This is a genomic window from Streptomyces sp. AC1-42W, from assembly GCF_003248355.1.
In the GTDB taxonomy this organism is placed as follows: domain Bacteria; phylum Actinomycetota; class Actinomycetes; order Streptomycetales; family Streptomycetaceae; genus Streptomyces.
In genome coordinates this window covers 3026785-3046247 of sequence record NZ_QKWY01000001.1, presented here as the reverse complement: position 1 = coordinate 3046247, position 19463 = coordinate 3026785, and the positions used below count along the sequence as shown (strand labels likewise).

Below are 19463 nucleotides of genomic sequence, written 5' to 3'. Positions count from 1 at the left end.
CGTCGGTGGGGGTCGGGCCCGGCGGCGGTCAGCCGTGGAAGGGCAGGCCCGCGTCGGCGGCCAGTTCCAGGTCGTCGGGGTCGGGGGGCGGCAGCAGGGTGGCGCTGCCGTCGGTGACGGGGACGACGCCCAGCTCCAGGAGTTCGGCCATGGCGGCGCCGCCGGCCATGTCCCGGACCTGGAGCTGGTAGCGGGCGGTGGTGCGGTACGTGCCTCCGGCGTCGTCGCCGGTGCGCTGGAGGAAGCCGGAGTCGGTGAGGAAGGCGACGGCCTTGCCGATGATGCCGGTGGTGGAGCCGGCGAGCCGGCGGGCGTCCTTGGTGGCGCCGGTGGCGCTGCGCCGGGCGTAGACGCGCCAGCCGGCTTCCAGGCCCGGTGCGTCGCTGGCCGGGTCGGTGTTGTCGCCCTGCTGCTCGGCGCGCTCCTCCAGGCGGTGGCAGGCCTGGCGGACGAAGGCGTCGACGCCGTTGACGGTGATCCGCCCGATGTAGGCGTCGTCGGCGAGGTCCTCGGGGCGCGGGAAGGCCATGGCGGCGACGGCCAGATGGGCGAGGCCGTGCAGGAAGCGGTCGGCGCTGTCCGACGAGGCGCGTCGCGCGTAGTCGCCCATGCGGACGGCGAACACGGAGTCCTCGCCGGCGGTGACGGCCATGCCGGCCCGGGGGGAGACCTCCAGGACGATGAGGCCGAGGCCGGTGGCGACGGCGTCGGCGAGCCGGGCGAAGGCGGGGTCCTCGCGGTAGCGGCGCAGGAGTTCGGCGTACTCGGCGTCGCGGGCGGGCAGCAGCTTGGGCTGGAGGCCGAAGGCGACGAGCCTGGCGGCGTCGGCCGCGTCGGCCGGGGTGACGGCGGCGGTCGCGGGCGCGGGCCGGTCGGGTGCGTGGGCGGGCCGGTCGGCGGGCTCGCTCCACGCGTCGGTGTGCTCTGCGCGGTGGTCGCTCACGACACGGGCTCCTCGGTGCGGAAGGTGCGGACGGTGCTGCGGGAAGTGCTGGGCGAAGCAGGACGAATGGGTCCGCGGAGGGCGGCTGCGGTCCGGGGGACGCGGGGCGCGGGGGTCACGGCGCCTCCGAGCGGTCCGCGGCCATTCCGGCGGCGTCGAGCAGGGCGGTGCCGACGATCAGGTCGGCGCCGCCGAACTCCTCGTCGTCGAGGGGGGTTCCGTCGTCCACGGAGAACAGCAGGCGGCGCTCCCCCTGGCGGTAGGCGGTGCCGACCGGCGGGCTCGCCGCGTGGACGGCGAGCAGGGCGACCAGGTAGGGCAGGTCGGGGTCGCTGCGGCGGGCGTCGGCCAGCAGGCCGGACAGCCGGCGCGGCGCGTCGTGCTCCAGGTCGAGCAGTTCCATGGCGGCGGCCAGCTGTTCCTCGCTGAACCGGCTGTCGTCCGGGGTGGCGATGAGGTCGGGCTCGGGCATCTCGGCGCCGAGGTGCTCGCGGGCCGGCGGCGGGCTGAGCAGCAGGTCGACCAGGTCGCCCACCCGGACGGACGCCGGGGTGCGCAGGCCGGTGCCGTGGGCGAAGAAGGCGTCGGTGGCGCGGCCGGCCTGTTCGACGGGGAGCGGCAGCAGCGGACCGAGGAGCTGCCCGTACAGGTCGAGTCCGGTGCGGGCGGTGGGTGTGGCGAACGCCTGCCGGTCCTGTTCGGCGCGGAAGAGGGGGCCGGCCTCCAGCAGCCGGGACTGGAGCTGGGTGTGGCGGCGGATGCAGTCCTTGACGATGTCCACGAGTTCGGCGGCGCGGCGCTTGTGCTCGGGGTCCTCGGCCTCGTCGCGGGCCTTGCGGATGTTGGTGAGGATCGCGTTCTCGTGGCGGTAGCGGTCGGCGACGTGGTCGAGCGCTTCGGCGATCATGTCGGGAACGGCGTTGAGCCAGTCGACGGCGCGGACGTTGCGCCGGGTGGCGTCGAGGGTCTTGCGCAGTGTTTCGGCGTACTGGACGGTCCGGTAGCGGGCCTGTTCGGCGGCGAGCTGGGCGTCGGCCAGCCTGCCCCGGCTGATCAGGACCTCCAGTTTGACCTCGGCGGCGATCTGGGCGCTGGTGACGTCCGTGTCGAGGGCGCCGACCAGGACGTTGACGGCCTCGTCGGTGGCGCGGAGGTAGACGCTGCCGCCGTGTCCGGGGACCTCCTCGATCAGCTTGAAGTCGTAGTCGCGGCGGATGTAGACGCCGTCGGGGCCGAAGGTGCCGTAGACGGCGCGGAATCCCCGGTCCACGCTGCCGACGTTGATCAGGTTCTCCAGGACCCAGCGGGCGACCCGTTCGTGCTCGGCGGCGGGGCGGGCGGGGGCCTGGGCGGCGACGCGCGGGAGCAGCCTGGTCACTATCTGGTCGTGGTCCGCGCCGGTGTCGAAGTCCATGTTCAGTGTGACGTGGTCGATCGCGGCGAGGGCGACCTCGGCCATCGCGTAGCCGCTGTACTCACCGGCCAGGTTCGCCTTGCGGACGTCCAGGTCGTGCAGCGGCGCCGTGCAGGCGAGCGCGCGCAGCCGGCGGGACAGCCCCTCGTCGGCGGCCGGGCCCGGTGCGGGCCGCGGCCCCGCGCTGAGCTGGGGCGCAGCGTTGTCCGTGTAGGCAGGCGAAGTCACGGTGCACAGATTAGGTCCTCGGACTGACAACGGTCGAAACGGCGCAGAAGGGCCGTTCGGCCGGCTCGCCGTATCCGCCGCCGCCCGGCGTGCGCAGGACCAGTACGTCGCCCGCGCCGGCGTCCGCGCTGTCGCAGCCGGCCAGTTCCGTGACGCTGCCGTCCGCGCGTTCGATGTGCTGGCTGCCGAGGGCGCCCGGTTCGCCGCCGGCCATGCCGTACGGGGGCACCCGGCGGTGTCCGGTGAGCAGGGCGAGGGTGACCGGTTCGAGGAAGCGGATGCGGCGTTCCACCCCGCATCCGCCGCGGTGCCGGCCCGCTCCCCCGCTGTCCGCGCGGATGCCGAAGCTCTCCAGCAGGACGGGGTAGCGCCACTCCAGGATCTCGGGGTCGGTGAGGCGGGAGTTGGTCATGTGGGTCTGGACGGCGTCGGTGCCGTCGAAGTCCTCGCCGGCGCCGGAGCCGCTGGCCACGGTCTCGTAGTACTGCACCCGGTCGTTGCCGAAGGTGAGGTTGTTCATGGTGCCGGAGCCCTCGGCCTGGACGCCCAGGGCCGCGTAGAGGGCGCCGGTGACGGCCTGGGAGGTCTCGACGTTGCCGGCGACCGTGGCGGCGGGCGGGGCGGGTGCCAGCATGGAGCCGTCCGGCACCCTGATCTCCAGCGGGGTGAGGCAGCCGCTGTTGAGCGGGATGTCGTCGGCGACCAGGGTGCGGAAGACGTAGAGCACGGCGGCCATGACGACGGACTTCGGGGCGTTGAAGTTGCCCGGCTGCTGGGGCGAGGTGCCGGTGAAGTCGATGACGGCGCTGCGGGCTGCCCGGTCCACCGTGAGGGTCACCTCGATCACGGCGCCGTTGTCCGTCTCGTACCGGTAGTGGCCGTCGTCCAGTCCGGCGATGATGCGGCGTACCGACTCCTCGGCGTTGTCCTGGACGTGTCCCATGTAGGCGTCCACCGCCTCGGGGCCGAACTGGTCGGTCATGGCGCGCAGTTCGGCGATGCCCTTCTCGTTGGCGGCGATCTGGGCGCGCAGGTCGGCGAGGTTGGTGTCGGGGTCGCGGGAGGGGTACGGGGCGGTGGTGAGCAGGGCGCGGGTCTCGTCCTCGCGCAGAGTGCCGTCCCGGACCAGGAGCCAGTTGTCGAAGAGGACGCCCTCCTCCTCGACGGTCCGGCTGAAGGCGGGCATGGAGCCGGGGGTGATGCCGCCGATCTCGGCGTGGTGGCCGCGCGAGGCGACCAGGAATCTCAGCGCGGGCGCCTCGCCGCCCTCGTCGAACACCGGGGTGACGACGGTGACGTCGGGCAGGTGGGTGCCGCCGTGGTACGGGTCGTTGATGGCGTAGACGTCGCCGGGGCGCATGGTGCCGGCGTTGCGGTGGAGGACCTCCTTGATGGACTCGCCCATGGAGCCGAGGTGGACCGGGATGTGCGGCGCGTTGGCGATGAGGTTGCCGCGGGCGTCGAACAGGGCGCAGGAGAAGTCGAGGCGCTCCTTGATGTTGACGGAGCGGGCGGTGTTCTCCAGGGTGACGCCCATCTGCTCGGCGATGGACATGAAGAGGTTGTTGAAGACTTCGAGCATCACGGGGTCGACGCGGGTGCCGACGGCCTGCCGGGCGGGGCGGGGGCGGGCGCGGGTGAGGACGAGGTGCCCGGTGGGGGCGAGTTCGGCCTGCCAGCCGGGGTCCACGACGGTGGTGGCGTCGGCCTCGGCGACGACGGCGGGTCCGGTGACGACGTCGGTGGCGCGCAGGTCCGTGCGGCGGTGGAGCGGGGCGTCCTGCCACCGGCCGTCCGCGAACATGCGGGTGGTGGCGTAGGGGCGCGGTGTGGTGGCGGTGCCGGTCTCCCGTTCGGGCGGCCGGTTCTCGGCGTGGCCGCCGGCCGTTCCGGTGGCCTCGACGGAGGCCGTCTCGACGACGAGGCGCCGGTCGGCGGTGAAGCCGTAGCGGGCGCGGTGCTCGCGGGTGAACGCCTCGGTCATGGCGGCGGCCGTGTCCAGGGGTACGGGCAGGCTCGCGTCGGTGCCCTCGTAGCGCAGCAGGACGCGGGCGCGGGTGGAGACGGCGTCCTCGGGGATGCCGTCGGCGCGCAGGTCGGCGCTCGTCCGGGCGGCGAGTTCGTCGCACAGCCGCCGTACGCGCTGTTCGGTGCCGGTGTCCAGGACGGCTTCGACGGACTGTTCGCGCATGGCGGTGGCGTCGGCGAGCCCGATGCCGTACGCGGAGAGCACCCCGGCCAGCGGGGGGACGAGGACGGTGTCGATGCCGAGGGCGTCGGCGACGGCGCAGACGGCCTGGCCGCCGGCGCCGCCGAAGCCGGTGAGGGCGTAACGGGTGATGTCGTGTCCGCGCTGGACGGAGATCTTCTTGACGGCGCCGGCCATGGCGAGGACGGCGATCTCCAGGAAGCCGGCGGCGGTCTCGGCGGCGGTGCGGCGGGTGCCGGTGGCGCGGGCGGCCTCGTCGGCGAGTTCCTCGAAGCGTTCGCGTACGACGTCGGCGTCCAGCGGCTGGTCGCCGTCCGGTCCGAAGACGGCGGGGAAGTGTTCGGGGCTGATGCGGCCCAGCATGACCTGGGCGTCGGTGACGGTCAGCGGGCCGCCCCTGCGGTAGCAGGCCGGGCCGGGTACCGCTCCGGCGGAGTCGGGTCCGACCCGGTAGCGCCGGCCGTCGAAGTGCAGGACGGAGCCGCCGCCGGCCGCGACGGTGTGGATGTTCATCATGGGCACCCGCATCCGCGCGCCCGCGACCTCGGCGCCGAGTTCGCGCTCGAACTCGCCGGCGTAGTGCGAGACGTCCGTGGAGGTGCCGCCCATGTCGAAGCCGATGACCCGGTCGTGGCCGGCCCGGGCGGAGGTGCGGACCATGCCGACGACGCCGCCGGCGGGTCCGGAGAGGACGGCGTCCTTGCCCCGGAAGTGGGCGGCCTCGCGCAGGCCGCCGTTGGACTGCATGAACATGAGCCGGATGCCGGGGAGTTCGGCGGCGACCGATTCGACGTACCGGCGCAGGATGGGTGAGAGGTAGGCGTCGACGACGGTGGTGTCGCCGCGCGGGACGAGTTTGATCAGCGGGCTGACCTCGTGGGAGCAGCTGATCTGGGTGAATCCGGCGGCCCGTGCCTCGGTGGCGACCGCCTGTTCGTGGGCGGGGTGGCGGTAGCCGTGCATCAGGACGACGGCGGCGCTGCCCAGTCCGTCGGCGCGGGCCTCGCGCAGCCGGGCGGCGACGGCCTCGCGGTCGAGCGGGGTGAGGGTGCGGCCCCGGGCGTCGATGCGTTCGGGGACCTCGATGACCCGGTCGTAGACGGCTTCGGGGAGGAGGATGCGCCGGTCGAAGAGGCGGGGGCGGTTCTGGTAGGCGATGCGCAGGGCGTCGCGGAAGCCCTCGGTGATCACCAGGACGGTCGGTTCGCCGCGCCGTTCGAGGAGGGCGTTGGTGGCGACGGTGGTGCCCATCTTCACTGCGGCGACGCGGTCGGCGGGGACCGGTTCGCCGGGTGCGAGGTCGAGCATCAGCCGGATTCCGGCGACGGCCGCGTCGCGGTAGCGGTCCGGGTCGTGCGAGAGGAGTTTGCGGGTGACGAGTCGCCCGTCGGGGCGGCGGCCCACCACATCGGTGAAGGTGCCGCCACGGTCGATCCAGAACTCCCAGCGCCCGGTCATGCCCCCATACTGGCCTGCCGCCGGTGATCACGGAACCGGGGCGCGGCGCGGGGCTGCGGGCCGGAGCGGCGCGCCCCCGACGCGCTGCACTCCTGCGGGGCCGGACGGGCCCCTCGTACGGACGGTGTCCGGCGGTTCAGACCGCCGGGGCGTCCGGGCCGATCCTGCTGCGTACGGCCGACTGGACCTCGGCCTCCTCGGCGGGGTCGGCGGCGAGCCGGCGCAGCCGTTCGGCCACCCGGAGGTCTCCGGTCTCGGCGTGCAGCGCGGCGACCTCGCGGGTCGTCTCCTCGCAGTCCCAGAGGCACTCGACGGCGAATCCGGTGGCGAAGGAGGGGTCGGTGGCGGCGAGGGCGAGGGCGGTCCTGCCGCGCAGCTGCGAGGAGGAGGTCTCGCGGTAGACGTGGCGCAGTACGGGGGCGGCGCAGGCGATGCCGAGCCGGCCGGCGCCGTCGACCAGGGCCCACAGGCGGGGGGCGTCCGGTCCGTCGCCGCGTACGGCGTCGCGCAGGGCGCCGAGCACCGCGGGGGCGTCCTGCGGGCCGCCGCGTCCGGCGAGCACCCCGGCCGCGGAGGCGCCGAGCGCGTCGGGCCGGCGGGCCCAGCGGCGGGCGCGGTCCACGGCCTCCTCGCCGCACATGCGCTCGAAGGCGGCGACGGCCGCGTCGGCGACGGTGCCCTCGTGGCCGGTGGCGGCGGTCTCGATCAGGTCGAGGACGACGGGGTCGCGGACCTCGGCGGCCAGGTAGTGGAGGGCGGCGCAGCGGGCGGCGTCGGGTCCGCTGCGGGCGGCCTCGACGATCTCGGCGCGGTCCTCGGGCCCGGCGACGGCGGCGAGGCAGCGGGCGGCCGGTACGTGCAGGGCGGTGCCGCGTTCGAGGCCGTGGCGGGCCCAGTCGAAGACCGCCTGGACGCTCCAGCCGGGGCGGGGGCCGCCGGGGCGCATCTGGCGCTGCCAGCGGTCGAAGGAGCCCTGTTCGGACGCGGCCCGGACGCGGGCGCCGACGGCCGGTCGCGGGTCGTCGGCCCACAGCCGCCAGGGGCGGGGCTCGTAGGCGTCGCGCACGGTGGCGGCCAGTTCGGCGCGGCCCCCGGCGTCGTCGGGGAAGCGGGCGAGCACGGGTTCGGCGAGGGAGCGCAGGCCCGTGTCGTCGTCGCGCAGCGCCAGCTCGTCCAGGGCCCAGGCCCAGTTGGAGCCGGTCGCGGCGTAGCGGCGCAGAAGGGCGAGGGCGTCGCCGCGGCCGTAGGAGGCGAGGTGGCCGAGGACGGAAAGGGCGAGGCCGGTCCGTGAGTCGTCCGTGTCGAGGTGGTCCTCGGGGTCGGTGAGGTGCCGCTCGATCTCCTCGATGCCGCCGTCGAGGTCGAGGTAGAGGCGTGCGTAGTAGAGGGAGCGGTTCTCCGCCTGCCAGTCGTGGCGCGGGTCGCTCAGGACGCAGTGGTTGAGCGCCGCCAGGGCCTCGGGGCGCGGGGCGGCGAGCGCGTGGAGCGTGCCGTCGCCGCGGCCTCTCTGCAGCAGGCCGAGCAGGGTGCCGCTCGGCGCTATGAACGGATCGAACATGGGGAAAGCCTCACATCAAGCTGTCGACGCAACCGGGACTGTGCAGTTCCACGCGCTCCGGGAATGAGCGCTGGGGCCCTAGGCCGCGCAGCAACATGTTTCGCCGACCGCCGTCTTCTGCCTGGTGTAGAGCATCTTCCTCTGCCTCTCGTCGGGTGGCCCGGATCGGGCCCGCGACGTCATGATGACCCAGCCATTTCGCCACCGCGACCACATTTACGACGAACCCGTTCAGTGGGCGCCGAAGAGTTCCAGCAGGTCGGCCTTGCCGAACATGCGTGCGGTGTCCACGGCGGAGGGTGTTCCGGTGGCCGGATTCGCACCCGCGTCGAGCAGGGCGCGGACCACGTCCGCCTCGCCCTTGAAGACCGCGCCGGCGAGCGGGGTCTGGCCGCGGTCGTTGGCCCGGTCCGGGTCGGCGCCGCGGGTGGCGAGGGCCGTGACGGCGGCGGTGTGCCCGTGGTAGGCGGCGAGCATCAGCAGCGTGTCGCCCCGGTCGTTGGTGAGGTCGGCGGGCACTCCGGCGTCCACGTAGGCGGCGAGGGCCTCGGCGTCGCCGCCGCGCGCCAGGTCGAACACCTTGGAGGCCAGCGCCACCACCTCGGGATCGGGGGTTTCGCTCATCGCGGGGCCGCCTTCCTTCGCTGTTCGGGCCGCCGCGGGCGGCCGGGAGGTGCACGGCGGGGGCCGTGCGAGTGAACCGACAGGGTACTGCCCGGACGGGCGTGCGGACCGGCACGGGCTCCGCGTCCGCCGGTCGAGTGGATAATCCGCCTTTTCACCTGAATGCGCCTTTTATCCTACGGACACTTGGGGTGAGCCTGGAAGGACTCATGGTGACCGTCCCCCCGACCAGGAGAACCACTCATGATTCTTTCCATGTCCGGCGTCGTCATCCTCGGCATCATCGTCTTCCTGTTCTTCAGGAAGGACGGGCTCAAGGCGTCGCACGCCCTCGTCACCGCCCTGTTCGGCTTCTACCTGGCCGGCACCGCCATCGCACCGAGCATCACCGCGGGCGGCGCGAGCCTGGCCGGCCTCCTGGGCGGAATCAAGTTCTGACCGTCCGCCCCCGCACCGGCCTTCGCGAGACACAGGAGACAGATGTGGCCCGGCGACCACTCCCCCGCATTCTGAGCAGCGGCGGCGCTTCGATCACTCGCGGTCGCGAGTTCGCGCGCACGGCCGCCGACAGCGCCACCGACGTACTCCATCCGCTGATCACGCTCACGCGCGGTCTGCGGCTGCTGGCCGGCGCGGGACGGCAGAAATGGGCCGCGACGCCCAAGGACCGGCGTGGTCCCACGCTGTTCCTCGTCGCGGCCTGCGTCCTCGTGGTGGCGCTCGCACCGTACGGGCCGCTGCTGGCCCTGGTCGCGGTGATGGGCGCCGCCGCCTGGACGGGACGGGACCGCACCCCCGTCCGGACGGGCCCCGACGAGGCGGAGACCGCCCGGCTGCGGGCCCTGTACGAGGCGCTCGTGCCGTACTTCGCCGCGACCGAGGACCCCGATCCGCTGTACCGCCGCGGCGGCGAGTGGGAGAAGGTCTTCAGCGACTTCGCGTTCGACGGCGACGGCCGGGTCTCACGGCTCCGGGTCGCCTACCCCGCGTACTTCACCGACAGCGAGCCCGAGTCCCGGTCCCGGATCGAGCAGTTGCTGCACGCCAAGTCCGGGCGCGGCCGGGAGTACCACTTCGGCTGGGACGAGGAGGGCAACCGGCTCCTGATGAGCGTGCTCGACGCGCTGCCCACCTCGCTGTCCGCCCAGCGCTTCGTCACCGCCCCCGGCGAGACGGTCCTCGGTTTCACGGACGAGGACGCCGTACGCCGCACCGTCCCGGTGAGCGACGGCGCCGGCAGCCGCGACGCGCCCGGCGTCGTCTGGCGCACCGGCGCCCGCTCCACCGAACCGCATCTGCTCGTCGCGGGGCAGCCCGGCAGCGGCACCACCACTCTGCTGCGGTCCATCGCCCTGCAGGCCCTCCAGCACGGCGACGTCCTGATCGTCGAGGGCAGCGGCACCGGCGAGTACGCCTGCTTCACCGGGCGCGAGGGCGTCCTGGCCGTCGAGTGCGGGCCGGCCGGCGCGCTGTCCACGCTGGAGTGGGCGGCCAACGAGACGGAGCGCCGGCTGATCGAGGCCAACCGGGCCCGGCAGGCCGGCGACCCGGTCCCCGAGGACTGCCTGCGGCCGCTGTGGATTCTGCTGGACCGGCCCAGCGCGCTCGCCCGGCCGGCCGGTGACGGCGCGCCCGGCCCGCAGGAACTCCTCCAGATCCCGCTGCGGCACGGCCGGGCGGCCGGTGTCGTCGTGGTGCTGGCCGAGGCGTTCGACCAGCTCGGCGGTCTCGGCGAGTCCGTCAGGACGCACACCAGGGCGCGGGTGGTCCTGGGCCACTGCTCCGCCGAGCAGATCGCCTCGGTGCTCGGCACCGGACCGCACACCACCCCGCCGCCGGACGCCCCGCCCGGCCGCGGCTACGCCCGCTTCGGCACCGGCCCGGTCCTGCGCATCCAGGTCCCGGCCACGCCCGACCCGTACGACGACGCCACCAGCGAGGCGCAGCGCGCGGCGGTGCTGAGCCTGCTGCCCGAGCGGCGCACGGCGTTCGAGGCGGGGGCGCCGCAGGAGCCGGCCCCGGTCGAGATGGCGGCGGCGCCCGCCGGGGTGGAGGCGGTGGCCTTCGGCGACTGAGCCGCCGCGGGCCCGCCGCCGTCCCCCCGCGCCCCGTCCCCCCGCGCCCCGTCTTCGCGGCTCCGCGTCCCCGCGGCTCCCCAGCTCCCCGGCTCCGCGGCTCAGGCGACGAACGTGCGGGGGGCCTCGGCGCCCGCGCCCGCTCCCGCGCCGACCAGGCGGGCGGCCTGGGCGAGCCGCTGGGCCGCCTCGTCCGCCACCGGGCCGCCCACCGTGAACGGCAGCCGCACGTACCCCTCGAATGCCCCGTCCACGCCGAACCGGGGCCCGGAGGGCACCCGTACGCCGACGCCCTCGCCGGCCACCGCGAGGCGCGAGCCGGAGAGGCCACCCGTGCGCACCCAGAGGGTCAGCCCGCCGTCCGGCACCGAGAACTCCCACTCCGGCAGCTCCCGGCGCACCGCCGCCACCAGCGCGTCGCGGTTGTCGCGGGCCTGCTCGCGGCGCAGCCGGACCGCGTCCTGCCAGCCCCCGGAGCGCATCAGCCAGTTGACCGCGAGCTGTTCGAGGACGGGGGTGCCCATGTCGGCGTACGCGCGGGCGGCGACCAGGCTGCGGATCACGTCGGGTGCGGCTCGTACCCAGCCGATCCGCATGCCCGCCCAGAACGCCTTGCTGGCCGAGCCCACGGTCAGGACCGTGCTGCCGGCCGGGTCGAACGCGCAGACCGGGCGCGGCATCTCCAGGTCCTCGTCGAGGTGCAGTTCGCGCATCGTCTCGTCCACCACCAGGACGGTGCCGGCCGCGCGCGCGGCGTCCACCAGCGCCCGGCGGCGGTCCTCGTCGGCCAGCGCCCCGGTGGGATTGTGGAAGTCGGCGACGACGTAGCCGAGGCGGGGCGCGGCATCGCGCAGCACCTGGCGCCAGCGGCCCAGGTCCCAGCCGCCGAGCCCCTCCTCCATGGCCACCGGCACCAGCCGGGCGCCCGCCTCGCGCATCAGCTGGAGGATGTTGGCGTAGCTCGGGGACTCCACCGCGATGCGCTCGCCGCGCCCGGCGAAGAGGTGGCAGATGGCGTCGATGGCGCCCATGGCGCCGGTGGTGACCATGATCTGCTCGGGCATGGTGGGGATGCCCTGGGCGGTGTACCGGTCGGCGATCATCTGCCGCAGGGCGGGCAGTCCGGCCGGGTAGTCGCCGTGCGTGTGGGCGTACGGCGGCAGCTCCTCCAGGGCGCCCTGGACGGCGCGGGTGAGCCAGGGTTCGGGGGCCGGCAGCGAGGCGCAGCCCAGGTCGATCATGGAGCCCAGCGCCTCGGGCGGCAGCGGTTCCAGGCCGCGCGCGGGCAGCGGGTTGCCCGCCGGGACGGCCGTCCAGCTGCCGGCGCCGCGCCGGGACTCCAGGAAGCCCTCGGCGCGCAGCGCCTCGTAGGCGGCGGCGACGGTGGTGCGGCTGACGGAGAGGGACAGGGCCAGTTCGCGTTCGGCGGGGAGGCGGGCGGCGACCGCGACCCGGCCCTCCAGGACGAGCAGCCGGATACCGTCGGCGAGGGCGCGGTAGGCGGGCGGGCGGCGGCTGCCGGGGCCGGCCGGCCGCTGCTGCTGGGCCTGGAGCTGCCGGGCCAGCTGGGCCGCCCCCACCGCCGAAGTCCACTGCGCCATGAGAATCAGTCCACCTTCCTTGAATTGGCCATGGTTGGTGGCCGATCACCTGCCACAGAGTGACATGGAGCAGTCCACAACCACCACTCCAGGGGGACCCCTTGTCCGAGACCGCCGTTCCGCAGGGGGCGCACCTCGTCCGACGGCTGGTCCAGCTGTACGCGGGGCTCGCCCTGTACGGGGCCAGTTCGGCGCTGCTGGTCGTCGCCGGTCTCGGTCTGGAGCCGTGGGGCGTGCTGCACCAGGGGCTCGCGGAGCTGACCGGCATCAGCATCGGCGTGGTGTCGATCATCATCGGCGCGATCGTGCTGCTGCTGTGGATACCGCTGCGCCAGCGGCCGGGTCTCGGCACGGTCTCCAACGTGTTCGCGGTGGGGCTCGCGATGGACGCGACGCTGGCGCTCGTCCCGGAGGCGCACGGTCTCGCGGTGCGGGCCGGGGTGATGGCGGCGGGGATCGTCCTGAACGGGGTGGCGACGGGCCTCTACATCAGCGCCCGGTTCGGGCCGGGCCCCCGCGACGGCCTGATGACCGGGATGCACCGGCGGACCGGCCGGTCGATCCGGCTGGTGCGCACGGCGCTGGAGGTGGCGGTCGTGGTCAGCGGGTTCCTGCTCGGCGGTTCGGTCGGGGCGGGCACGGTCCTGTACGCCCTGGCCATCGGCCCGCTCGCGCAGGTCTTCCTCCGTGTCTTCGCGATCCCGGAGCAGGGCTCCCCCGCGGCCGCCGGCTCCGGGCGCCGGCGGTCCATACTGCGTCGGTGACTTCCGAACGCCACCCCTACCTGGACCATCCCGCTCCGCTCGCCTTCGCCCACCGGGGCGGCGCGGCGGACGGCATCGAGAACACGGCGGCCGCCTTCCGCCGGGCCGCCGACGCCGGGTACCGCTACTTCGAGACCGATGTGCACACCTCGGCGGACGGCCGCCTGGTGGCCTTCCACGACGCCACGCTGGACCGGGTGACGGACGCCCGGGGCCGGCTGGCGGAGCTGCCGTGGAGCGAGATACGGCGGGCCCGGGTCGGCGGGCGCGAGCCGCTGCCGCTGTTCGAGGAGTTGCTGGAGGCGTTTCCGCAGGCCCGGTGGAACGTGGACGTCAAGGCGGAGGCCGCTCTGGAGCCGCTGCTGGCGCTGATCCGGGCGACGGACTCCTGGGACCGGGTGTGCGTCGGCTCGTTCTCGGAGGCGCGGGTCGCCCGGGCCCAGCGGCTGGCCGGGCCGCGCCTGGCGACATCGTACGGGGTGCGCGGGGTCCTCGGGCTGCGGCTGCGCTCGTACGGAATCCCGGCGGCGCTGCGGTCCGGGGCGGTGTGCGCGCAGGTGCCGGAGCGCCAGAACGGCATCCGGGTGGTGGACCGGCGCTTCGTGCGGGAGGCCCATGCGCGGGGGCTCCAGGTGCATGTGTGGACGGTGAACGAACCGGAACGGATGGCCGCGCTCCTGGACCTCGGCGTGGATGGCATCATGACCGATCACATCGGGACGCTGCGCACGGTGCTGAGCGAGCGGGGGGCCTGGGTCTGACCCGCCGGCCGCCGCCGTGCGGCCGGCGTCCGCACGGGGACATTCCAGGGGGCACCATGACGGCCGGGACCGCAGACACCACCGAGCCGGCCGACGGCGGGTCCGGCCCGGACGACGCGGCCGGGCGGCGCCGGGAGCAGCGCGGCTGGTACTTCTACGACTTCGCGTGCTCCGTCTACTCCACGAGCGTCCTCACGGTGTTCCTGGGCCCGTATCTGACGTCGGTCGCGAAGGCGGCGGCGGACGCGGACGGTTTCGTGCACCCGCTGGGCATCCCGGTCCGCGCCGGGTCGCTGTTCGCCTACTCGGTGTCGGCCTCGCTCGTCCTGGCGATCGTCCTGATGCCCGTGGTGGGCGCGGCGGCCGACCGTACGGGGCGCAAGAAGCCGCTGCTCGCGGTGGCGGCGTACACCGGGGCCGCCGCGACGGCGGCGATGTTCTTCCTGGACGGCCACCGCTATCTGCTCGGGGCCTTCCTGCTCATCGTGGCGAATGCCGCGACGGCGGTGGCGATGATGCTCTACAACGCCTATCTGCCGCAGATCGCGGAGCCCGACGAGCGCGACGACGTCTCCTCGCGGGGCTGGGCGTTCGGCTACACCTCCGGGGCGCTGGTCCTCGTCCTCAACCTGGTGCTGTATTCGGGCCACGACTCCTTCGGCCTCTCCGAGTCCGAGGCGGTCCGGATCTGCCTGGCGTCGGCGGGTGTGTGGTGGGGCGTGTTCACGGTGATCCCGCTGCGCCGGCTGCGCGACCGGAAGGTGGCGGCGGGGGGCCGGGGCGCGCCGGTGGGCTCGGGGTGGCGGCAGTTGCGGGCCACGCTGGCCGATATGCGGCGCCATCCGCTGACCCTGTCCTTCCTGCTCGCGTACCTGGTGTACAACGACGGCGTGCAGACGGTGATCTCGCAGGCGTCGGTGTACGGCTCCGAGGAACTGGGCCTGGGCCAGACGACGCTGATCACGGCGGTGCTGCTGGTGCAGGTGCTGGCGGTGGCCGGGGCGCTGGCGATGGGGCGGCTGGCCCGGGTGTACGGCGCGAAGCGCACGATCCTGGGCTCGCTGGTGGTGTGGACGCTGATCCTGGTCGCCGGGTACTTCCTGCCGGCCGGTTCGCCGGCCTTCTTCTATGTGCTGGCGGCGGCGATCGGGCTGGTGCTGGGCGGGAGCCAGGCGCTGTCGCGGTCGCTGTTCTCGCATCTGGTGCCGCGCGGCAAGGAGGCCGAGTACTTCTCGGCGTACGAGATGAGCGACCGGGGGCTGAGCTGGCTGGGGCCCCTGGTGTTCGGTCTCGCCTACCAGCTGACCGGCAGCTACCGGGACGCGATCATCTCGCTGGTGGTGTTCTTCGTGGTCGGTTCGGTGCTGCTGGCGCGGGTTCCGCTGGAGCGTGCGGTGGCGGCGGCGGGAAACCCCGTACCCGAGCGGATTTAGACGTTGAAGTGAAAGGCCGGTAGTGTACGCCTTTGGCCTGCCCCGGATGACCGTTGCTTCGCACGGAAGCCACCGAATCGTTGGGTGACATCCTCCGTCAAATGTGACAAACCGGGTAAGGGCGGGTACTTGAACCCTGGGAAACCTGAAAATCAGCGGCACGACGGGCGACGCATGACCGGTAACGGGAATCTTTGCCGGCGACCGGACGTTGACCGATTTGACGACGACAGCGACACCTGTCCTGTGGGCGACCAGCCCGGGAGGCACGATTCATGAGTGAGCGAGCTCTCCGCGGCACGCGACTCGTGGTTACCAGCTACGAGACGGACCGCGGCATCGATCTGGCCCCGCGCCAGGCGGTGGAGTACGCATGCCAGAACGGACATCGATTCGAGATGCCGTTCTCGGTTGAGGCGGAAATTCCGCCGGAGTGGGAGTGCAAGGCGTGTGGCGCCCAGGCACTCCTGGTGGACGGGGACGGCCCCGAGGAGAAGAAGGGCAAGCCTGCGCGTACGCACTGGGACATGCTCATGGAGCGGCGCACGCGTGAGGAGCTGGAGGAGGTGCTGGCCGAGCGGCTGGCCGTCCTTCGCTCCGGGGCGATGAACATCGCCGTGCACCCCCGGGACAGCAGGAAGTCTGCTTGACCGGGTAGGTACGGCACAGCGACAGAACCGCGGGCCGCGACACACGCACTGTGTGTCGCGGCCCGCGGTTCTGTGCTGCTACGGCCGGGGGCGGGCCCGGCCCCGCTCACGGGGCCAGCGGGGGGCGCGGCTCGTCCTCGGGGCCGGTGTCGCGGCGGGGCGGCTCGTCGCGGATGACCTCGCCCTGGACGACCTTGCCGTCCGGGCGGTGGATACGGGCCTGCTGGAAGGCGTCCGAGAAGCCGCCGGGGGCGGCCTCGCGCATGCGCCGGTCCAGGGAGCGTTCCGCGTACCGGCTGAGGGCCGTGCGGACGGGCGGCACCAGGAGCAGCAGTCCGGCCACGTCCGAGAGCGGCCCCGGGATCATGATCAGCAGCCCGCCGAGCATCAGGAAACCGTTGCCCCGGCCACTCTCCGGGGTGGTGGGGGCGGAGCCGTCCGCGCCCGGCTGTCCGGGCATCCGCTGGAGCGTCTCGGTGAGGTTGGCGAAGGCGCGGCGGCCGGCCCGCTTGATCACGGCGCCGCCGAAGACGATCCCGGCGGCCAGCAGGATCACGACGGCCAGTCCGCCGGCGGCGTCGGCCACCAGGATCAGCAGCCAGATCTCCAGCACCGCCCAGGCGGCGACGGCGAGGGGTACGAAGGTCCGGGCGCGCGAGCGCCTGCGGGCGGTCGGAGGCGGTGTGCCGGTCGTCATGCCCCCAGTGTGCCTGGCGCCGCGTCCGTACGCCGTAAGGGGGTGACCGGCGGAGCCGGGCTCAGGGGGTGCGGCGGCCCAGCACCTTGTTGGTGCGGGTGGTGACACCCCAGGCGGTGACGCGCCACAGCGCCTCGACGAGGATGTCCCGGCTCATCTTGGAGTCGCCGATCTCGCGGTCCACGAAGGTGATCGGGACCTCGACGACGTGGAAGCCGGCCTCGACCGCGCGGCGGGCCAGGTCGACCTGGAAGCAGTAGCCCTGCGAGGCGACCTCGTCCAGGCCGATGCCCTTGAGGGTCTCGGTGCGGAAGGCGCGGTAGCCGCCGGTGACGTCGCGGGTGCGCAGGCCGAGCATGAGCCGGGAGTAGGTGCTGCCGCCGCGCGAGATGAACTCGCGGGACTTGGGCCAGTTCACCACCCGGCCGCCGGGCACCCAGCGGGAGCCCAGGACCAGGTCCGCGCCCTTGAGCGCGGTGAGCAGCCGGGGCAGTTCCTCGGGCTGGTGGGAGCCGTCCGCGTCCATCTCGACGAGGACGCCGTAGTCGTGCTCCATGCCCCAGCGGAAACCGGCGAGGTAGGCGGCGCCGAGCCCTTCCTTGCCCTTGCGGTGCAGGACGTGCACCTGGTCGTCGGCGGCGGCCAGTTCGTCGGCGAGCTTGCCGGTGCCGTCGGGGCTGTTGTCGTCGGCGACCAGCACATGGGCCTCCGGCACGGCGGCGCGCACCCGGCTCACGATCGGCTTGATGTTCTCGGCCTCGTTGTAGGTCGGGATGATCACCAAGACACTGCCGAGCGGACCGAATTGCCGCTGACCGCCGTCGTTCACTTACTGCCCCTCACGTCCGTACACAGGTACACACCATATCGAGCGCGGCGGCGCGGAACGCCGACCCGGTGGGGGTGGCGCGGGCGTCACGGCGGACAGAAGAGCGGAATCGGGGACAGAAGTGCGGATCGGGGCCCGGTGTCCTTCGGGCCGACCTGGGACCCGCTGGCTGCGGGTCGACCTAGAGCCGTTGTCTACTGAACGTCCGGGCCCCACCCGGGTCACACCCTCCGACCGGCTGGGACCTTCCCTCGCCCCCGAGGCGCGGGCGCTGAACCTGGCTGTCAGTGGTGGTGCGCCGGTGCGGCACACCACCCCGTGACCCAGCGGCGTTCGACGACTGCGTGGAGGTCCAACCGGTCGGACGTCCTGTGGTGGACTCGGCCGAACCTACCGGCCGATGGGCGCATTCTGTCAATAGCCGCCTGACCTGCGATGATTTCCGAAATGCCCTGGTCAGTCCGGAAGATCCCCTGGTAGCGGGAGAACCGACCCGCCTTCGATCGGCTCAGCGGAACATCCGCACGTCACTCGTTCGGCCGTACGTAGACAGTGTGTCCGAACACCACCGTGCGCAGGCAGACCGGCAGGTCGGCGCCCGGACTGAGGTCGGGCAGCCCCGGCGTACCCGACCGGGGGTCGGTGGACCAGCGCGCGACCCGGTCGTCCGGCGCCTGGACCACCAGCTCGTCGGTGCGCCAGACCGCGTAGTCGGCCGGGGCGCCGGGCACCAGCGTCCCCGCGTCGTCCCGGCCCACGGCCCGCCAGCCGCCCCGGGTGTGCGCGGTGAAGCCCGCCCGCACGGAGACGCGGTGCTCGGGCGTCCGGTGGAAGGCGGCGGCCCGTACGGTCCCCCAGGGGTCGAGCGGGGTCACCGGGCTGTCCGAGCCGAAGGCCAGCGGCACCCCGGCCCGCAGGAGCGCCGCGTACGGGTTGAGGGTGGCGGCCCGGCCGGCGCCGAGCCGCTGGGCGTACATGCCGTCCTCGCCGCCCCACGCGGCGTCGAAGGCGGGCTGCACCGAGGCGGTGAGACCCAGCTCGGCGAAGGCGGCGATGGTCTCGGGGGTCAGCATCTCCGCGTGCTCGACGCGGTGCCGGGCGGCGCGCACCCGGCCGAGGCCCACCTTCTCGGCGGCGGCCCGCACGCCCTCGACGACCGCGGTCAGGGCGGCGTCGCCGATGGCGTGGAAACCGGCCTGGAGCCCCGCCTCGGTGCAGGCGGCGACATGGGCGGCGATCCTCGCGGCGTCCAGGTGGGCGGTGCCCGAGTGCGGGGCGTCGGCGTACGGCTGGTGCAGGCAGGCGGTGTGGGAGCCCAGCGAGCCGTCCACGAAGAGGTCGCCGGCCGCGCCGACGGCACCGAGTTCGCGGACGCGCCGGGCGTCCTTCTCGTCGGCCACCTCGGCGGCCCAGTAGCCGAAGACGCGCGGGCCGGGCCGCTCCGCCGCCAGCTTCAGGAGCCCGGTGAAGTCGTTCTCGTCGGAGATGTCGGGGCCGCCGCACTCGTGGAGCGTGCCGATGCCCAGGGACGCGGCGTGGCGCAGCGCGGCCCGCTGGGCCTCGGCGCGCTGGGCGGGCGGGACGGCGTCGTGGGCGGCGGCGCGCACCGCGTGGTGGGCGGCGGCGGTCAGCGGGCCGTCGGGGTGGTAGCCGGCCATCGCGGTGACGCCGGGGACCAGGTCGAGCAGGGCGGTGCTGACGACGGCGGAGTGCACGTCGATCCGGGGCAGGTAGACGGGCCGGCCGCCCGCCGCCGCGTCCAGTTCGGCGCGCGAGGGCGGGCGCCGCTCGGGCCAGCGGGTGGCGTCCCAGCCGTGGCCGAGGACGACCCGGTCGGCGGGGCGGGCGGCGACGTGGGCGCGGACGAGGTCCAGGGCGTCGGCGAGGGTGCGGGCGCCGGAGAGGTCGAGTCCGGTGAGGGCCAGGCCGGTGGAGGTGGTGTGCACATGGGCGTCGGTGAACGCGGGGGTGACCAGCGCGCCTTCGAGGTCGATCACCTCGTCCACGCCGCTCGCGAAGGCGTCGGCGGCCCCTTCGGAGCCCACCCAGGCGACATGGCCGCGTTCGACCACCATGGCGGTGGCGAAGGGGTCGGCGGGGCTGTGGACGTCTCCACCGCGCAGCAGCACGGTGCGGTGGTCGCTCTGGGGGGCGGTGCTCTCGGTCATGGGGACCAGTCTCCCGCGCGCCGGGCGCCGCCCCGTGCGCGCCCCCTCCGG

The 19463-nt window shown here is 74.1% G+C and carries 15 protein-coding genes; 6 read left to right on the top strand and 9 right to left on the bottom strand.

Annotated elements, in window-relative coordinates:
* Positions 1-28 precede the first annotated feature (28 nt).
* From DNK56_RS14115 to DNK56_RS14095, 5 genes are all read right to left on the bottom strand, one after another.
* Positions 29-943: a hypothetical protein gene (locus DNK56_RS14115; RefSeq protein ID WP_111334010.1), complete on the bottom strand. Its 915-nt coding sequence runs from the start codon at positions 941-943 to the stop codon at positions 29-31.
* 115 nt (positions 944-1058) lie between these two features.
* Complete coding sequence (locus DNK56_RS14110; protein ID WP_111334007.1) at positions 1059-2585, bottom strand: hypothetical protein; 1527 nt, start codon at positions 2583-2585, stop codon at positions 1059-1061.
* Between the two features lie 10 nt (positions 2586-2595).
* The gene (locus DNK56_RS14105; RefSeq protein ID WP_111334005.1) at positions 2596-6252 is read right to left on the bottom strand and encodes a hydantoinase B/oxoprolinase family protein; all 3657 of its coding nucleotides are present in this window, start codon (positions 6250-6252) and stop codon (positions 2596-2598) included.
* Between the two features lie 136 nt (positions 6253-6388).
* Positions 6389-7810 carry a HEAT repeat domain-containing protein gene (locus tag DNK56_RS14100; protein ID WP_111334003.1) on the bottom strand — a complete coding sequence of 474 codons (1422 nt, stop codon included), beginning with the start codon at positions 7808-7810 and terminating at the stop codon, positions 6389-6391.
* Between the two features lie 231 nt (positions 7811-8041).
* Complete coding sequence (locus DNK56_RS14095; protein ID WP_111334000.1) at positions 8042-8434, bottom strand: ankyrin repeat domain-containing protein; 393 nt, start codon at positions 8432-8434, stop codon at positions 8042-8044.
* Between the two features lie 243 nt (positions 8435-8677).
* Between DNK56_RS14095 and DNK56_RS14090 the strand changes: the two genes are divergently transcribed.
* Positions 8678-8872, top strand: coding sequence for a hypothetical protein (locus DNK56_RS14090; protein ID WP_018103962.1), 195 nt, complete (start codon positions 8678-8680; stop codon positions 8870-8872).
* Between the two features lie 44 nt (positions 8873-8916).
* Positions 8917-10509, top strand: coding sequence for a hypothetical protein (locus DNK56_RS14085; RefSeq protein ID WP_111333997.1), 1593 nt, complete (start codon positions 8917-8919; stop codon positions 10507-10509).
* Between the two features lie 101 nt (positions 10510-10610).
* Here DNK56_RS14085 and DNK56_RS14080 read toward each other — a convergent pair whose 3' ends face one another.
* Positions 10611-12110: an SCO1417 family MocR-like transcription factor gene (locus DNK56_RS14080; RefSeq protein ID WP_111333995.1), complete on the bottom strand. Its 1500-nt coding sequence runs from the start codon at positions 12108-12110 to the stop codon at positions 10611-10613.
* A gap of 101 nt (positions 12111-12211) precedes the next feature.
* Between DNK56_RS14080 and yczE the strand changes: the two genes are divergently transcribed.
* From yczE to DNK56_RS14060, 4 genes are all read left to right on the top strand, one after another.
* On the top strand, positions 12212-12874 hold the full coding sequence (gene yczE, locus DNK56_RS14075; protein ID WP_111333992.1) for a membrane protein YczE: 663 nt from the start codon (positions 12212-12214) through the stop codon (positions 12872-12874).
* Positions 12871-13635 carry a glycerophosphodiester phosphodiesterase gene (locus DNK56_RS14070; RefSeq protein WP_111333989.1) on the top strand — a complete coding sequence of 255 codons (765 nt, stop codon included), beginning with the start codon at positions 12871-12873 and terminating at the stop codon, positions 13633-13635. The genes yczE and DNK56_RS14070 overlap by 4 nt, the downstream gene beginning before the upstream one ends.
* A 56-nt stretch (positions 13636-13691) precedes the next feature.
* A complete protein-coding gene (locus DNK56_RS14065; RefSeq protein ID WP_111333986.1) occupies positions 13692-15068 on the top strand; it encodes an MFS transporter in 1377 nt (458 codons plus the stop codon).
* A gap of 275 nt (positions 15069-15343) precedes the next feature.
* A complete protein-coding gene (locus DNK56_RS14060) occupies positions 15344-15718 on the top strand; it encodes an RNA polymerase-binding protein RbpA (protein ID WP_003959706.1) in 375 nt (124 codons plus the stop codon).
* Between the two features lie 106 nt (positions 15719-15824).
* Here the strand turns inward: DNK56_RS14060 and fxsA are convergent, their stop codons facing one another.
* From fxsA to DNK56_RS14045, 3 genes are all read right to left on the bottom strand, one after another.
* The gene (gene fxsA / locus DNK56_RS14055; RefSeq protein ID WP_111333984.1) at positions 15825-16415 is read right to left on the bottom strand and encodes an FxsA family membrane protein; all 591 of its coding nucleotides are present in this window, start codon (positions 16413-16415) and stop codon (positions 15825-15827) included.
* Positions 16416-16476: 61 nt separating this feature from the next.
* Positions 16477-17244 carry a polyprenol monophosphomannose synthase gene (locus DNK56_RS14050; RefSeq protein ID WP_111333981.1) on the bottom strand — a complete coding sequence of 256 codons (768 nt, stop codon included), beginning with the start codon at positions 17242-17244 and terminating at the stop codon, positions 16477-16479.
* Between the two features lie 527 nt (positions 17245-17771).
* Positions 17772-19412 (bottom strand): amidohydrolase, encoded by a 1641-nt coding sequence (locus tag DNK56_RS14045; RefSeq protein ID WP_111333979.1) that lies wholly within the window; start codon positions 19410-19412, stop codon positions 17772-17774.
* Between the last annotated feature and the right edge of the window lie 51 nt (positions 19413-19463).

Excerpts from the sequence above, each read along its gene's own strand:
- DNK56_RS14060 (WP_003959706.1), top strand. The coding sequence starts at position 15,344 with ATGAGTGAGCGAGCTCTCCGCGGCACGCGACTCGTGGTTACCAGCTAC.
- DNK56_RS14095 (WP_111334000.1), bottom strand. The coding sequence starts at position 8,434 with ATGAGCGAAACCCCCGATCCCGAGGTGGTGGCGCTGGCCTCCAAGGTG.
- fxsA (WP_111333984.1), bottom strand. The coding sequence starts at position 16,415 with ATGACGACCGGCACACCGCCTCCGACCGCCCGCAGGCGCTCGCGCGCC.
- DNK56_RS14080 (WP_111333995.1), bottom strand. The coding sequence starts at position 12,110 with ATGGCGCAGTGGACTTCGGCGGTGGGGGCGGCCCAGCTGGCCCGGCAG.
- DNK56_RS14045 (WP_111333979.1), bottom strand. The coding sequence starts at position 19,412 with ATGACCGAGAGCACCGCCCCCCAGAGCGACCACCGCACCGTGCTGCTG.
- DNK56_RS14100 (WP_111334003.1), bottom strand. The coding sequence starts at position 7,810 with ATGTTCGATCCGTTCATAGCGCCGAGCGGCACCCTGCTCGGCCTGCTG.
- DNK56_RS14105 (WP_111334005.1), bottom strand. The coding sequence starts at position 6,252 with ATGACCGGGCGCTGGGAGTTCTGGATCGACCGTGGCGGCACCTTCACC.
- DNK56_RS14065 (WP_111333986.1), top strand. The coding sequence starts at position 13,692 with ATGACGGCCGGGACCGCAGACACCACCGAGCCGGCCGACGGCGGGTCC.
- DNK56_RS14090 (WP_018103962.1), top strand. The coding sequence starts at position 8,678 with ATGATTCTTTCCATGTCCGGCGTCGTCATCCTCGGCATCATCGTCTTC.